The organism is Streptomyces sp. NPDC057900 (assembly GCF_042887885.1).
GTDB lineage: Bacteria > Actinomycetota > Actinomycetes > Streptomycetales > Streptomycetaceae > Streptomyces.
Map to the genome: position 1 here is coordinate 309,579 of NZ_JBHVOI010000001.1, position 14,652 is coordinate 324,230.

The following is a 14,652-nucleotide window of genomic DNA, read 5'->3' on the forward strand; positions in this document are numbered from 1 at the left end:
CGTCATCCGTTCCGTGCTCTCAGCGGCGTCCGTCGTAGGGACGGCCCGTGCGGTCCCGGCCACGCCGCAGTTCGGTGCGCAGCAGCCGGGCCACTGGGTCGAGCAGGCGGCGCGCCAGCTCGTCCAACTCGGCCCCGGATCCTTGCGGTAGACCTGCGGCCCCGCCCCCACCGCTGCCGGTGCCGGATGATGTCGTGCCCGACCGCTGTGAATCCGCTTTGGGCGATGCGGCGTTGGGCGCGGGGCCGTTGGACGCGGAGCCGTTCGACCCGGAGCTCTCAGGGACGGAGCCGTTGGGTACGGAGCCGTCGCTCGCACCGGTCACGTCGCGCTGGACCGGGGGCGCCGGGCCCGTCGGCGGGGTGGACCTCGGCCGGACCACGGGGACGGTGCCCGCGGGCGTCCGTGCCGGTGCCGGCGAGCCCGGCGGTCGGCCCGCGAGCGCCTGCGCCTGCGGGGCGGTCACCGGCAGGGGCCGTACGGGTACGGGCCGCCCTGCCGGTGCGGCGCCTGCCGGTGCGACGCCTGCCGGAACCGGGCCTGCCGATGCGCCGGCCGTTCCCCGGCCGAGCGGCGCGGGCCGGACAACCGGGACGCGCTGGACGGACTGCGAAGTGCCGTTGTTCCGCACGCCGCGCTCGGCCGCCCCTGTCTGCGCTCCGGAGCCTCCGGTGGCGGCGCGCTGGACCTGGGGCGCCGGGGCGGCCACGGACGGCGATCCCTGCGACGGCTGCGCGGGGCCACTGCGATGCGGGGCCGGTGCGCCGGGCCAGCGCGCCGCCACCACGGGGCGGCCGGCGGGGCGGGCGGCCACGGGGGCCGCCACGCCGTCCGGGGCCCGGGTGTTCAGGCCGAGCGGGCGCGCGGCGAGCAGCGAGAGGGTGCGGGGCGGCTCCGGCGCGGCGTGGGCTCCGGCGCGGGCCACGGTGAAGGGGTGCGGGCCGACGGTGCTCATGGGCGGGGCGCCAGCGGTGGTCACGGCGCCTGCGATCCCTCTGGCGCCTGCGGTGCTCGCGGTAATTGCGGCAGGTGCGGGGCTCGCGTTGCCCGGTGCGAGGGCGCGGGCGACGACGACGGGGGCGGGAGCGGCGGTGCCGCTGTCCTCGGGCCGCTGCTTGCCGTAGCCCAGGCTGTCGGAACCCGAAGTGCCGGGCCCGGAACCACCCGACGGCGTATCGGCGCCTCGGGTGTTCCCCGCGGAGGCGCCCAGCAACGGCGCGTCCTTGGCCTCTGCCCGGTTCCCGTCCACCGTGGGCAGCGCCGGGGGCGCGGCGGACGTACTGCCACTACGGGCCGGGGCACGCTGGATGTCGGGGCCGGGAGCTGTACGGGGCAGCCGGGCACCGGACCCGGTCGCGCCCGGCAGGCCTGCGGTGGGCGGCAGCTCGGACAACGGCGCGCCCAGGCCACCGCGCGCACGGGCGCCCGGGCGACGGTCCGGAGCCGTACGGCCCGGAGTCGTACGGTCTGAACTCGTGCGGTCTGAAGTCGTACGGCCCGGAGTCGCGCGTTCCGGAGTCGCACGGGCCGGAGTCGCACGGGCCGGGGTCTCCGCTCGCTTCGTGGGGGCGCTCGGAGTGCTGGGGGCCGGGGCACCGGCCGTTGTATCCGAGTGGTGCTGGACCACGGGCAGCGCCGGGCCGGGGGCGGAGGCGGTACGTGCGGTCGGCGGAACAGCCTTCGCTTCGGCCACCAACGGCGTTGCTGTGGAAGGCAGTTCACTCATCGGCGCACCGAGAGGCGCGCGGCCGGGGGCTCGCTGTACGGGCGCCGCCGGGCGCGTCCCCGACCCTGCCCGCGCGGGTGCGGTGGAGTCGGGGCCGGGTGCGTCCGGGGTGGCCCGGTCACCGGTTGCCGGGGAGTTGGCGGGGCGCAGGGCCGGAAGCCGACGCACGGGTCCGGCCGGACGCCGGGCGACGGTCGGCAACGGACCGACGGGGCGGGTACGTACGGCCTGGCGGGACACCTCGGCCCTCTCGGCCCTCGGCGCGCGGAATGCCTCCGGGGCGCGGGACGACTCCGACGGTCCGTCTCCCCGCTCGGGCTGTGGCCCCGGCGTCCCGGTCGCGGAGCGCTGGACGGCCGGGCCGGACGGCGTACGGCGGCCGGAACCGGCGGTCGGCCGGGACCCGCGCGCCTGGTGCGGCCCGGACGCGCCGGACGGTGTCCGCGAGGCGCTTCCACCGGTGGCGGACCGGGCCGGGGCGGCGGCTGCGCCCGGGACCACGGACACGCGGCGTACCAGCGGGATGTCCGGAGTGGAGGCCACCCGGCCGTTGGCAGTGTCCGTGGGGGTCACGACGGGTCCGGTCGCCGGGTCCACCGCACGCTGGACAGGCGGGTGCGACGGACGGAGCGTGGCGGGGGAATCCGCGGACGTGATGCCCCGGCCGGTGCGGGACGTTCCGCCCGAACGGCGTTCACCCGCCGGGCTGTTACCGCCGGGACGGGCCTCGGCGGGCGCCGGGCCGGGGCCCGTAGCCACCGTTCCGGTTCCGGTGCTCGACGCCGACCCCGGACGCGTCCGGCGCGAGACCTGCGGCGTCCGGGCAGTCGGCGTCCGGGCGGGAGGCGTCCGCGTACCGCCGTCCGCGCTCCCCGTGTCGGGCGCGGCGGCCTGGGATGTGACGCTCTCCGGGCCGGTCGGCTCCTCTGTGCGCAGGGCGCGGAGCAGCAGTGGGCCCCGGCCGGTGCGGGTGGCCTGCGGGGCGGCGGGTGGCGTGACGCCGCGCACCAGACCGGTCGGGGCGGTGGGCAGCAGGGCGTGACCGAGACCGGCGTCGAACGACGGGTTCTGCCAGGCCGCCAGGCCGTCGCGGAAGGCGAGGCCGTCGCTGACGCCGAGCGGGGCGCGGGCCACGGTCAGCTGCGGCGGCGCGGTGCGGCGCCAGCCGCCGTCCCAGTCCCCGGGCACGGAGGGAGCCGGACCGCCGGAAGGAGTCGGACCACCGGAGGCGGCCGAGCTAGCGGATTCGCCCCGGCCCCCGGCGTTGCCGGACAGGCCGGCTCGCTCCGTAGCCCGTGAACGGTCCGCGGTGTCGGGTCCGGCAGTCCGGCGGCGCAGCCTGTCCCGCCATGCCATGCGCTCAACCGCCTTCGTTCACACGGGTGTTGATTCGGGCAATCTCGGATACCCACTCCTGGCGCTCGCCGTGCGTCAGGTCGAGGATCTCCTCGCGCTGCCAGTGGAAGTGGTAGGCGATGTACGCGATCTCCTCCCGGAGCCGGGGAAGGGCGTACGTCACGATTCCCCCAGGCGCCCACCCGAGAGGTCGACCTCGAAGCCGCCCTCGCAGTGCGGGCAGGTCACCGCCGCCCGCGTGTGGCCCTCGCTGTTGACGCGGCGGTAGAAGTCCTGGAGGAACGCCACGTCGGTGGCGTACATCCGCTCCACCACCCCGGCGTGCACATCGGTGATCGCGCCGAGCCGGGTGATCACCTGGCTGAGCAGCACCACGCTCAGGTACGCCGGGTTCTCCTTGACCCGCAGGTCGATCTGGGGCCGCAGCTCGTCACGGGCGGTCGCCAGGCGCATCGAGCCGTGCCGGTGCACCGTGCCCGCCTCGTCCACGTATCCGCGCGGGAGCTCGAACTCGAACTCGGTGCGCAGTCCGCGGTCCTCCCGGGGCGGCGGGGCGGCGGCGGGGGCCGCCGCCGCCTGCTCCGGTACCGGGGCGGGCTCCGTCGCCTGGAGGATCTCCTCCAGGTTGCCCGCGGACACCGTACGACGCCTCATTCGACGACGATCTCCTCGAAGACGATCGTGACGGACTCGGTGGCCGCGGCGGACTCGCCCGCCTTGAGCGACGGGCCCTCCCACTTCGAGGCCCAGCCCTGCATCAGCTGGATGCGCCGGACCGTGCTGCCCTCCGAGTCCTTGATCTCGATGGTGAGGTTCTGCCGCGCGGCGTCCACGGCACCCTTGTTCAGGGTCTCCTTGATCCACGAGGTGAACTCACTGCTCTGGTCGAGTCCACGGGTGATCGTGACCTCGCCGGCCTGCCGGGCGCCGGGCTGCTTGCGGATGATCTGCTTGCCCTCCGCGCTGACCTGACGGACCTCGACGACCTCCTCCTCGACGGTCAGTCCGCTGATCTCCTGAATCGACTCGACCAGGTAGCCGCCGAGCTGCACGCCGAAGACGTGGGTGGAAAGAGCATCGCCCTCTGCCATGACTGTCTGTCACCTTTCTTTGCTGACCCGCGGGTCACTCGTCGATGAGGCTGGTGGTGTCGGAGAACTGAGCCAGCCGGAACACCACGAACTCCGCGGGCTTGACCGGCGAGACGCCGATCTCACAGATGACCCGGCCCTGGTCGATGGACTCCTGCGGGTTGTTGTCGCGGTCGCACCGCACGTAGAACGCCTCTTCGGCGGTGCGGCCGAACAGCGCGCCCCTGCGCCATTCCTCGGTGAGGAACGCGGTGACGTTGCGTCGGATGCTCGACCAGAGCCGGTCGTCGTTCGGCTCGAAGACGACCCACTGGGTGCCCAGGAGGATGGATTCCTCCAGGTAGTTGAAGAGCCGGCGCACGTTCAGGTAGCGCCATGCCGGATCGGAGGAGAGGGTGCGGGCACCCCACACCCGGACGCCCCGGCCGGAGAAGGCGCGCACGCAGTTCACGCCGATCGGGTTCAGCAGGTCCTGCTCGCCCTTGCTGAGCCGCAGTTCCAGATCCACGGCGCCGCGGATCACCTCGTTGGCGGGCGCCTTGTGCACGCCGCGCTCGGCGTCGCTGCGCGCCCACACACCGGCGATATGACCGCTGGGCGGAACAGTGGTGTTGCGGCCCGCGGCCGGGTCGAAGACCCGCACCCACGGGTAGTAGAGGGTGGCGTACCGGGAGTCGTAGCCCGCCTCGTCGTTGCGCCAGGTGCGCACCTGCTGGGCGGAGAGTCCGGGCGGGGTGTCCAGGATGGCGACCCGGTCGCCCATCTGCTCGCAGTGCGCGATCACGGCGAGCTGCACCGTCCGCACGCCCTCCGCGTCGATGTCGCCGCGCTGGTGGGCGCTCATCAGGTCGGGGACCGAGACCATGGTGATCTCGTCGATGGCCTCCAGGCCGCCGAAGCCGGTGCGGGCGGCGGCGTCGCCGACGTACTCCGACGCGTCGAGGCGCGCCACTTCACCGGAGCCGGACGCGGCGGGCTCGGCCGGGGCGTCGGGCACGGCCACGGTCTGGCCGGCGGGCTTGCTCTGGGTGGCGTTGCGCTGCTCGGTGACCGCGATGAGGGTGGAGGAACGCGTCTGGGTGACGAGGTACCCCTTGACGTTCTTGCGGGTCGAGGCCTCGTACGTCTCCACGACCTTGTCGCCCTGGCGGACCAGGACCTTGAAGCGGTCCTCCGGCGGGTTCTCGCCGTCCGCGTCGGCGATCTCCACCGACACCCCGGAGACGCCCGGCCGGGCCGCGATCAGGAAGCCGCCGAGCTCGACCGGCTCGGCCGCCCTGGGCTGCGACCCCCGGTCGCCGTCGGCCGGCGATCCACCCTCCGCGGGTCCGCCGATCCGGACCACGTACGCGGCGCCCCCGCCGTTGGCGAAGTATCCGTAGACCGCGTGGGGCAGGTAGGTACCCTCCGCGAATCCGCCGAACAGCTGGGTGTACTGGTCCCATGAGGTCACCAGTGTCGGTGCGTGGAACGGTCCGTTCTGGGCAAACCCCACGAACGCGGCGACGGCGGTGCCGACCCCTTCGATCGGTCGGGCACCGGACTGCACCTCCTCCACGTACACACCCGGGGTGAGGTACGTCGGCATACTCGCTCCTTCGCGTCCTTACGGGTCACCTGTGTCCAGGCCGAGTCTTCGCTGCCGGCCCGCCACCGCGACAGGGACCCGCGGACCTGGCCGGGGGCAAGACCGCTGCCTTTCCGGGACGCTCCGCGCTGGCCTTCCGGGCCAGGTGGCGGGTGGTGGCGGCCCGGTCCGAGGCCGTACGCGCCTCAGGCGCCCGCGGCCTCGGTCATGTACGGGCCGAACTCGCCCTCCAGGACCAGCCGTCCGAGCTTGCGGTACTCCTGCACGACCGAGGTCACCACCTGGCGCATGGTGAGCGGGCCGCCGGACTCCGCCGCCAGGTACGCCGCGGTCACCGCGCAGGCCCGGATCGAGCCGCCGGCCAGTTCGAACCGGTCCGCGCAGAAGCCGAGGTCCAGGTCGTCGGCCCGGGGCAGCCGGTCTCCCAGGCACCGGTCCCAGAGGGCGAGGCGCTGGCCGGAGTCGGGCACCGGGAAGTCCGCGACCACGTCCAGGCGGCGGGTGAACGCCTCGTCCAGGTTGGCCCGCAGATTGGTGGTCAGCACGGCGATCCCGTCGAACGACTCCATGCGCTGGAGCAGGTACGCCGACTCGATGTTCGCGTGCCGGTCGTGGGCGTCCTTCACCTCGGAGCGCTTGCCGAAGATCGCGTCGGCCTCGTCGAAGAGCAGGACCGCGTTGACCGCGGACGCCTCGGTGAAGATCCGCTCCAGGTTCTTCTCGGTCTCCCCGACGTACTTGTCGACGACCGTGGACAGGTCCACCACGTACAGGTCCATGCCCAGATCGGCCGCGACGACCTCGGCGGACATGGTCTTGCCGGTCCCCGACTCGCCCGCGAACAGCGCGATCACGCCACGCCCCCGGCCGCCGCCGGGCCGCATCCCCCACTGGCCCAGCACCTGCTCCCGGTGGCGGGCGCGCAGCGCGAGTTCGCGCAACCGCCGGTGGGTGAGCGGGGGGAGAACCAGGTCGTCCCAGCCGACGCCCGGCTCGACCCGGCGGGCGAGCCGGTCGAGCCCCGCGCCGTTCTGGGCGCGTACGGCGCTCTGCAGGTCCTCGGGGCGGACCGGGCCGCCGGCCAGGGCGGCGGTGCGGACCGCCGCCGCCGCGGCGCGGCGCAGCTGCCCGGCGTCCAGACGGTGCGCGGCGACCGCCGGGGCGAGCTCCTCGGCGTCAGCGGTCACGGGGCCTTCGCCGACGGCCCGGTCGAGGGCGTGCCGCCAGCGCGCGGCCTGCCGCTCGGGGGACGGCGCCGGCACGGTCAGGACGACGGGCGCGTCGGCCGCCCACGCCGGGTCCCAGCCGGTGGTGCCGTGCGTGAACAGCGGGATTCCCCGCAGCGCCGCGCACAACGCCCCCAGCGTCCGGGTCCGTTCGGCGGGTTCCGCGGGCAGCGCCTCCACCGGTCCGAGGACGACCCCGGAGCCGGTCAGCCGGGCTTCGCGGGCGGTCGTCCCGGCGAGTTCCGGCACATCGCCGGAGCGCCGGGCGAGCGCCGCCGCGTCCAGGACGAGCGGTCGCAGCCCGGCCGCGCGCAACGCCGCGGTGGCCAGTCCCTCTGCGTCGCCGCCCCGGCTGCGCAGGTGGACCAGGCCGGTGCCGCTGCCGGCGGCGGCCGCGGCCCGCTGGATGTCCGCCGCCTCCGCGGTGGGGTCCTCAGCGGTCTCGCCGAGCACCCCGGCGAGCCGGGCGTCGGGGTGCGCGTTGCCCAGGAGGTGCCCGGACACCCGGTCGGGGGCGGCCAGGACGCGGGAGAGCGGCGGCCGTTCCGGCTCGGTGACCACGATCAGGCCGCCCTCGACGAGCGGTGCTCCGGGTGCGAGCCGGAACCGGGCGGGCGCCGCGCCGGCCAGCCCGCACAGCTCAAGGGCGAGACCGACCGTGGGGCGCCGGCGCGTCAGGTCGTCGTTGAGGTAGCCGTAGAACCGTTCGAACCGGGCGTCCAGGTCCGGGGCCACCGCGATCAGGAGCAGGTCCAGGTCCAGCGGGGACAGGCCGAACCGCACGGCGAGACCTTCGAGTACCGAGCCGGGCGGGGGCTGCCAGGGCTCCTGGGCGGGTATGCCGAGGCCGCCCGGCCCGTCCAGGATGCGGGTGATCGCCTCGGGGGTGAAGTACTGGCCCCGGTAAGGGTCGTCGGGATCGGGGTCGGCACCGCGACGGTCCTCCACGGCGCGCCGCACGCGCTCCTCGACCAGGCTGAGCCGCGCCCAGAGGTGCGCCGCCTCGGCATCCGGCCGGAAGTCCGGCCGGTCCGCGTACCGGCTCACGGGGCCTGGCCCGGCGAGGACAGTGGGTTCGACGGTGTGGGTCACGGCTGACGGTCCCCCCGGCGGCGGCGGGCGGGGGCGGGCCGCCGCTCACGCGGTCCGGCGAAGCCGTCCGGTCCGGCCTCGCTCGTTCCCGTATAGCGCAGCCGCCGTCCCGGCACCGCGTCCCCGTTCTCGTTCCGGGCGGCGGAGCGCACGACGAGCCCTTCGGTGACCGGCGGCGCGACGACCGTGCTGACTCCGGCGAGCGGTGCCCGCACCAGTACCCCGAGCGATGCCTTCAGCTCGCCGCCGAGCGCCGACCAGACATCCGACGCGGCCGGGGCGTCGAGCCTGCCCCCGGCGGTGTCCAGGCTGACGGTCAGGCCGAGTTCGGCGAGTGTGCCGGTGAGCAGCCGGGCGGGCAGCGTGTCGGTGGCCACCAGGCAGGCGAGCACCTGCGAGAGCAGCCGGTGTTCGTCCTGCGGGCGGCTCGCCCATGCCGTCACCAGGTAGGTCAGCTCGAACCAGCGCGGCGGGGTGCGGCGCGCGACCAGGTGCCCGTCCGCGTCGTACACCTCCCCCGCGCCGCTGCCGCGCCGGGTGGCGTCCTCCCGGATGTCGTACAGGAAGACGCAGACGGTGGGGGCGTTACGGCGTGCCGCCCAGTCCTTGGTGGGGGCGTCGAAGACCACTTCGACGCCCGATGCCTCCAGTCCGGACTCACTGAGCAGGCGGCGCATCGCCTCGTCGACCTCGTGGATCACCGGCGGGTCATCTCGCCGGGCGGCTGCCAGTTGCCGATGACCACCAGGAAGTCGGTCTTCACGGCTGAGAACCCGGGCCCCCTGGCCGTGATGACGCGCGGTCCGGTCTCGTCCTTGGCGAGGATGAGCAGCTGGCCGATGAACGTGCCGTCGGGCTGCGGGACGGTCGGCGCGGCCGCGGCGGTGATGCCCGGCTTCCAGGTGAACCGCACCGGCGCCCCGGGCGGGAAGTCCTTGCCGCGCACCGAGGTGACGAAGCCGGGCTTGCCGATCGGCGGGACCGCGACGATGCGCGGCTGGAGGACGCGCAGTGGCTGCCTCGCGGTGTTGTCGCTCCTGTCGGCGTCGGTGCCGGTGGTGGTGAGCAGGCCGGTGACGGTGCTGCTCAGGGCCTTGTCGGGGCTGAGGACGACGCGGACGACGGTGCTGGCGCCCGGTGTCAGGTCCGGCAGCGCGCACACCCATGAGCGGTCGCAGCCCGCCGGTGGTCCGCTGTTCGGGACGGACCGGGGCAGGCCGACCTTCAGCCTCAGCCCGGTCGCCAGTGCCTCACGGCCGTTGCGCACGGTGTACGTCACGACGACGCGTCCGCCGACGTAGCCGGGGTTGGGCTGCGCCGTGACGCGCACCGAGGGTCCGGCGGCGGGCGCGGGAGGTGCCGGGGGCACGGTGGGCGGTGTGGTGGTGGGCGGTGTGGTGGCGGGGGGCGGCTCGGTGGTGGGAGGCGCGCGGGTGGGTGTCGGCGGCTCCGGTGTCGTTGTCGGGGGCGGGGTGTCCTCGCGCACCGGCACCACCGTCCGGGAGGCGTTGTCGCTGGGCAGCGGGTCCTGTACGGCGCCGGTGACCGACCAGTCGAACGGGGCGTCGCCGGGGGTGACTCCGACGAGGGTGACGCTCACCCGGACCGTGGTGCCGGGCCGCACCAGTCCGACATCGCACTGGAGGGAGGCGGCGTCGCAGGTGCCGCCGGGCCAGGTGAGTCCGGTGATCCGGGCGCCGGGCGGTGGGGCGATGGTCAGCCGGGTGCCCGGGGAGGCGGCGGGGCCGTTGTTCACCACGTCGACGGGGACCGTCGTGGAGCGGCCGACGGCCACCGCCGGGACGTTGCCGGGCGCGTGCACCGCGAGGTCCACGGACTGCTGGACGCTGGGTTCCTTCTGACGTCCCGGAAGGCCGGTGGTGAGCGGGCTGAGGGCGCAGGTCGCGATGTCCAGCAGGTAGAGCTTTTCCGGGCTGTTGGCCGGGAGCGCCTCGCGGGAGCTGAGGACCAGGCCCGTGCCGTCGGCCGTCCAGGCGGCGTCGCGCGGCTGGAAGGGGCCGGTGCGGGAGGTGTCCGGCAGTTCCTGGCGGCAGCCGTCGGGGACGTTGTGGGCGGCCTCCGGCAGCAGCACCTGGCAGCTGTCGGCGGCGAGGGAGGTCAGCAGGATGCCGTTGCGCTGGTCGGTCAGGCCGCCGCCGTTCTTCCGGTTGAAGGCGATGCCGAGCCCGTCCGGGGAGAACGCCGGGCTGTCGTCGATGACCTTGCAGTTCCCGGGGCAGAACGCGGCGCTCAGGTCGCGCTGCGCGGCCAGGTTGTTCACCGGCACGGTCCAGATGTGCTTGTTGCCGCCGCCCCCGTCGATCACCTGGTTGCGGGTGAAGGCCAGGGTGGTGCCGTCGGAGGACCAGGTGGGCTGGGCGTCGCCGCCCTGGGGCTGCCCGGCCGGCGCGGTGATCCGGTCGCGGATCTCGCCGGTCGCGACATCCGCGATCAGGATGCTGCTGGGTCCCGCCGCGGCACCCACGCCGCCCGGCGAAGTCCGGGTGAAGGCCAGGTACTTGCCGTCCGGGGAGAACGTCGGGTCGGTGTCCCAGTCGTCCGGCCCGCGCCCGTCGAGTTTCATGTAAGCCTCGTGGGTGCCGTCGGCGTCCGCCATCCAGATCCGCTCGACCCGGTGCTCCGGGGTGCCCTCGAAGCGGGTCAGCACGATCCTGCGGCCGTCGGGCGTGTAGTTCTGCCGCTCGGTCCACGGGTCCCCCTTGGACGGGCGGAAGAGCGGGTCGTGGGTGGGATCGGTGTCGGTGTCGGCGGCCGGGTCCTCGTTGAGGATGGTCAGACCCAGGTCGCGGGGGTCGGAACCGTCGGAGCGGGCGTCCTGGAGCGTCACCTCGTGCGGACCGGCGGCGGAGATGCGCTCGACCACCACACCACCGTTCTGGACCGTGCCGGTCCAGGTGGGCGATTCGACCTCGCGGTCCTCGCTGAGCTCCAGTTCGGGTGTGGCATCGGAGTGCGCGGTCACCCGGAACACGTGGTCCCAGTCGCCCTCGCAGTCGCAGGTGCGGTCCGGGCTCAGGAAGAGCACGTCGTTCCCGTCGGGCAGCCACGCTGCCCCGTGGGTACGCCACTCTGCCTGTACGCCCCCCAGCAGCGGCCCGTCGGTGCGCCCGTCCGTCACCCGCAGCCGGGGTCCCGGCGGTCCGGCGGCGGTGTACGCGATCAGGTCGCGGTGCGCGGGATCGTCGACCGGGTTCCAGGCGGGCTCGGTGGCCGCGCCGTTGGCCGGGTCCGTCACCCGGGTGTCGGCGCCGCCCGCCAGGGGCCGTACGTAGATCTGCATACCGGCCGCCGGGTCACTGCCACCGGAGTACGCGAGGCGCTGCCCGTCCGGGGAGACCGTCGGGCACTCCTCGTCCCAGGGGGTGTCGGTGAGCCGGGTGAGGCCGGTCCCGTCGGTGCGCACCATCCACAGGTCGCGCTGCTTGCCGCCGTCCGCGCCCCCGGGCTCGGCGGAGTCGAACACGACGGAGTTGCCGTCCGGTGTCAGCTGGGGGTGCCCGGCGTACCGGCCGCTGGTCAGCTTGCGCACCGAACCGTCGGCGGTCCGCAGGTAGACCTGCGGTGCCTTCTCGTCGCGGCGGCTCACGAAGACCATCTGGTCCCCGAGAGCGGACGGCTGGAGGTCGAAGTGGACCGGCCCCTCGCCGAACAGCGGTGCGCTGTGGGTGTCGCTCTCCACCCGGCCGAGGCTGCGGTGCCGGGTACCGGCGTAGGCGATCCGGGTGGCCGAGGCATCGGCCGCCTGCGGCCTGGGGTCCGCGCTGCCCTCCCCGGCGGCCGTTGTCACCGCGAGCAGGGGGATCAGGAGCAGCAGCGACGCCCCGAGTCTTCCCGGGCGGAACCGCCCACCGGGGCCGGCGGTGCGCATCACGGTCCACCTCGCTGTCTGGTGCGGTTTCGGGCTTTCCCCCGCCACCCTGCCGGGTTCTCGTACGGTGCGGCAGGGCGGCGGGGACGTACCCGGGGGAAACGTGCGGTGCGCTTTCGGGCAGTTCCGAGGTGCCCCGACGCCGTCAGATCAGCCCGTTGCGCAGTGCGTAGCCGACCGCGTGGGCCCGGTTGCGCAGTTGCAGCCGCGTGATGATCTCGTGCAGGACGTTCTTGACGGTCCGTTCGGAGTAGGCGGTCTTGCGGGCTATCTCGACGGTGTCCAGGCCTTCGGAGACCAGGCGCAGCATGTCCGCCTCGCGGGTGGTCAGCGTGGACAGCGAGAGGCTCCGCGGGTCGAGAGCGGAGCGCTGGAGGCTGCCCACATGGGTGAGCAGCTTGCCCAGCAGGTCGCCGGGGAGCACGCCCTCGCCGTTGGATATCGCCAGGACCAGGTGGAGAAGCTGGTCCTGGCCCGCGTCGGCGCGCCGCAGTACCGCGGAGACGCCGCACTCTATGACGCGTTGCAGCGCGCCCGCGCCGAGGGTGCCGACCACGAGCCCGGTGCGGGTGGCGGTGTTGTGCCGGAGCCGGTGCAGCAGGGCCGCCACGTCGTCGTCGACAGCGTCGACGACGACCAGCGACACCTGGGCCTCTTCCGCGGAGGCGTCGTCGAGGAGGCTGACCTCGGGCCGTCGGCGTAACTGCTGGACGACGCCGACGTGCAGGACCGGGTCGGCGGCGTACACGGCGACGGTCACCTGCTCCACTCGGTCGGACGGGGAGGCCCGGTGCGCGGCCGGTGCCTGGGCGGAGAGACGTGGTGCGGTGACGGACACGGCCGGACGGTACTGCTCTGGGCAGGTCATGGGCAGGGTTCCTGTTTCATGAGTCCGTGGGCAGATGGTTCGGAAGTTCTGAAGTTCGGAGGGTTCTGAGGGTTTCGGAGGTTCGGAGGGTTCATGAGGGAAGAGTTCGTTCGGGGAGGGTTCGTGAGCAGAGGAAATGCGGAGGGTTCGTGAGGAGTGGTTCATGGGTGGCAGTGCGTGGGAGCGGCGGACGTGAGAGCGGATCAACGGCGGTTACGGATGCGGGCGGCCGGCCCGCGAGGTGACCGGACGGATCAACGGCTCACCGGTTCAGTGGAGTTGGTCTTGACTCCCCGGGCACCGCGACTGCCCGGGTCTTGCCCTTGCGCTCCTCGCGGCGGACGTGCCGCGGTCCTACCGTGACGGTGTGACGCCTTCTGCAGCCCCTTCCGGCCCCAGCGCGCCCGGCCTCGACATCCCGGCGGTGACCGTGGCGCCGGGCAGCACCGCCACCACCAGCCTGACCGTCCGCAACGACAGCGACATCGTCGAGGCGTACAGCCTGGAGGTCGTCGGGGACTGCGCCCCCTGGGCCACCGTGGAACCCCCACGGGTCTCCCTCTATCCCGGCACGTCCGAGACGGTGACGATCCGGCTGGATCCGCCGCGTTCGCCGGAGACCCGGCCCGGTGACATTCCGCTCGGCGTGCGCGTGCTGCCGGCCGAGCACCCCGAGTCGGTGCGGGTCCCGGAAACCACCGTGCACGTCGAGAAGTTCCGCGAGCTGCACACCGAGCTGGCGCCGCGCCGCAGGCGGGGCTGGCTGCGCGGCCGCTACCGGCTCGCGGTGCGCAACCTGGGCAACGCCCCGACGGAGGTGGGCTTCGCCCCGGGCCAGGCGGGCGAGGAGCTGCGGTTCGCGTTCAGCCCGGCGAAGCCGAAGCTGGAGCCCGGCGAGACGGCGGAGATCCGGCTGCGGGTCCGCACGGGCAAGCCGGTGTGGTTCGGCTCCCCGGTGGTGTGGCCGTTCACCGTGGACGCCGCGGAGACCGCCGAACCCGCCGAATCCGCCGCGCAGGAGGAGGCGTGGCGTGACGAGACCGCCGTCCGGCCGCCCCTGAACGCGGAGTTCGTCCAGATCCCGATCTTCCCGAAGTGGCTGCTGGCCGTGCTCGCGGCGCTGCTCGCGCTGCTCCTCGCCTGGTTCACCCTGGTCCGTCCGGCGGTGCGCAGCGCGGCGAAGGAGGCCGCCACGAAGGAGGTCCAGGCCCGTCCCAATCCGGGCGGGTCGCAGGACAGCCAGTCGCCGGGCACCGGTGCGGGCGGCGAGCAGGGCAATCCGTCCGGTGGCGACAAGGGTGCGCAGCCCGGCGCGAGCCCCGGGGCCACGCCCGGCGCGGGCGGCGGCGGGACCTCGACGGGCGACGGGCAGCAGAGTTCGGCCACCATCGACCTGAAGACCTCCGGCGGGACGAGCAACGCCGGTACGTACAAGGTGCCGCAGGACCACGCCTTCGGGATCACGGACGTCGTCGTCGCCAACTTCCAGGGCGACGAGGGGGTGCTCACGATCACGTTCGGCAAGCGGAAGATCACCACGATCGCGCTGGAGACCTTCCGCAACCAGGACTACCACTGGGTCACCCCTATCAAGATCACCGAGAACGACACCGTGACCGTCAACGTGACCTGTGCGAAGCCGGGTACACCGGCCACCGGACGCCGGGCGCAGGAGTGCCACGAAGTCCTGAACGTGAGTGGTGTGCTCAGCCCCGTCAAGCAATGAACCAGGCCTTCCGGGACAATATCGACCAGTGCGGTGTCGTCCGAAACGGCAGATTTATCGTTTCGTCTGAAATTCGACACCAGGCCCGGT

General features: G+C 74.0%; 10 protein-coding genes. 1 reads left to right on the forward strand and 9 read right to left on the reverse strand.

The annotated features are described in order from the left end of the window. Positions 1–19 precede the first annotated feature (19 nt). The 9 genes from ACFVQ0_RS01210 to ACFVQ0_RS01250 form a co-directional block, all read right to left on the reverse strand. Positions 20–2,914, reverse strand: coding sequence for a hypothetical protein (locus ACFVQ0_RS01210; protein WP_390083337.1), 2,895 nt, complete (start codon positions 2,912–2,914; stop codon positions 20–22). A 172-nt stretch (positions 2,915–3,086) separates the two neighbouring features. After that, positions 3,087–3,245: a DUF6760 family protein gene (locus ACFVQ0_RS01215; RefSeq protein WP_185092612.1), complete on the reverse strand. Its 159-nt coding sequence runs from the start codon at positions 3,243–3,245 to the stop codon at positions 3,087–3,089. Further along, positions 3,242–3,736, reverse strand: a complete 495-nt coding sequence (locus ACFVQ0_RS01220) for a hypothetical protein (protein ID WP_390083339.1) — start codon at positions 3,734–3,736, stop codon at positions 3,242–3,244. The genes ACFVQ0_RS01215 and ACFVQ0_RS01220 overlap by 4 nt, the downstream gene beginning before the upstream one ends. Then, complete coding sequence (locus ACFVQ0_RS01225) at positions 3,733–4,173, reverse strand: phage tail protein (protein WP_024494932.1); 441 nt, start codon at positions 4,171–4,173, stop codon at positions 3,733–3,735. The genes ACFVQ0_RS01220 and ACFVQ0_RS01225 overlap by 4 nt, the downstream gene beginning before the upstream one ends. Before the next feature lie 34 nt (positions 4,174–4,207). Continuing rightward, a complete protein-coding gene (locus tag ACFVQ0_RS01230; protein ID WP_390083341.1) occupies positions 4,208–5,761 on the reverse strand; it encodes a phage tail sheath family protein in 1,554 nt (517 codons plus the stop codon). A 185-nt stretch (positions 5,762–5,946) separates the two neighbouring features. Then, positions 5,947–8,034, reverse strand: coding sequence for an ATP-binding protein (locus ACFVQ0_RS01235; RefSeq protein WP_390085332.1), 2,088 nt, complete (start codon positions 8,032–8,034; stop codon positions 5,947–5,949). Between the two features lie 41 nt (positions 8,035–8,075). Beyond that, positions 8,076–8,780, reverse strand: coding sequence for a DUF4255 domain-containing protein (locus ACFVQ0_RS01240; RefSeq protein ID WP_311301574.1), 705 nt, complete (start codon positions 8,778–8,780; stop codon positions 8,076–8,078). Next, complete coding sequence (locus tag ACFVQ0_RS01245) at positions 8,777–11,968, reverse strand: hypothetical protein (RefSeq protein ID WP_390083343.1); 3,192 nt, start codon at positions 11,966–11,968, stop codon at positions 8,777–8,779. Before ACFVQ0_RS01245 ends, ACFVQ0_RS01240 begins: the two co-directional genes overlap by 4 nt. Before the next feature lie 145 nt (positions 11,969–12,113). Then, a complete protein-coding gene (locus ACFVQ0_RS01250) occupies positions 12,114–12,836 on the reverse strand; it encodes a LuxR C-terminal-related transcriptional regulator (RefSeq protein WP_390083345.1) in 723 nt (240 codons plus the stop codon). Between the two features lie 367 nt (positions 12,837–13,203). On the opposite strand from ACFVQ0_RS01250, the gene ACFVQ0_RS01255 reads away from it, so the two are divergent. Continuing rightward, positions 13,204–14,562, forward strand: a complete 1,359-nt coding sequence (locus tag ACFVQ0_RS01255; RefSeq protein ID WP_390083347.1) for a hydrolytic protein — start codon at positions 13,204–13,206, stop codon at positions 14,560–14,562. Positions 14,563–14,652: the final 90 nt, after the last annotated feature.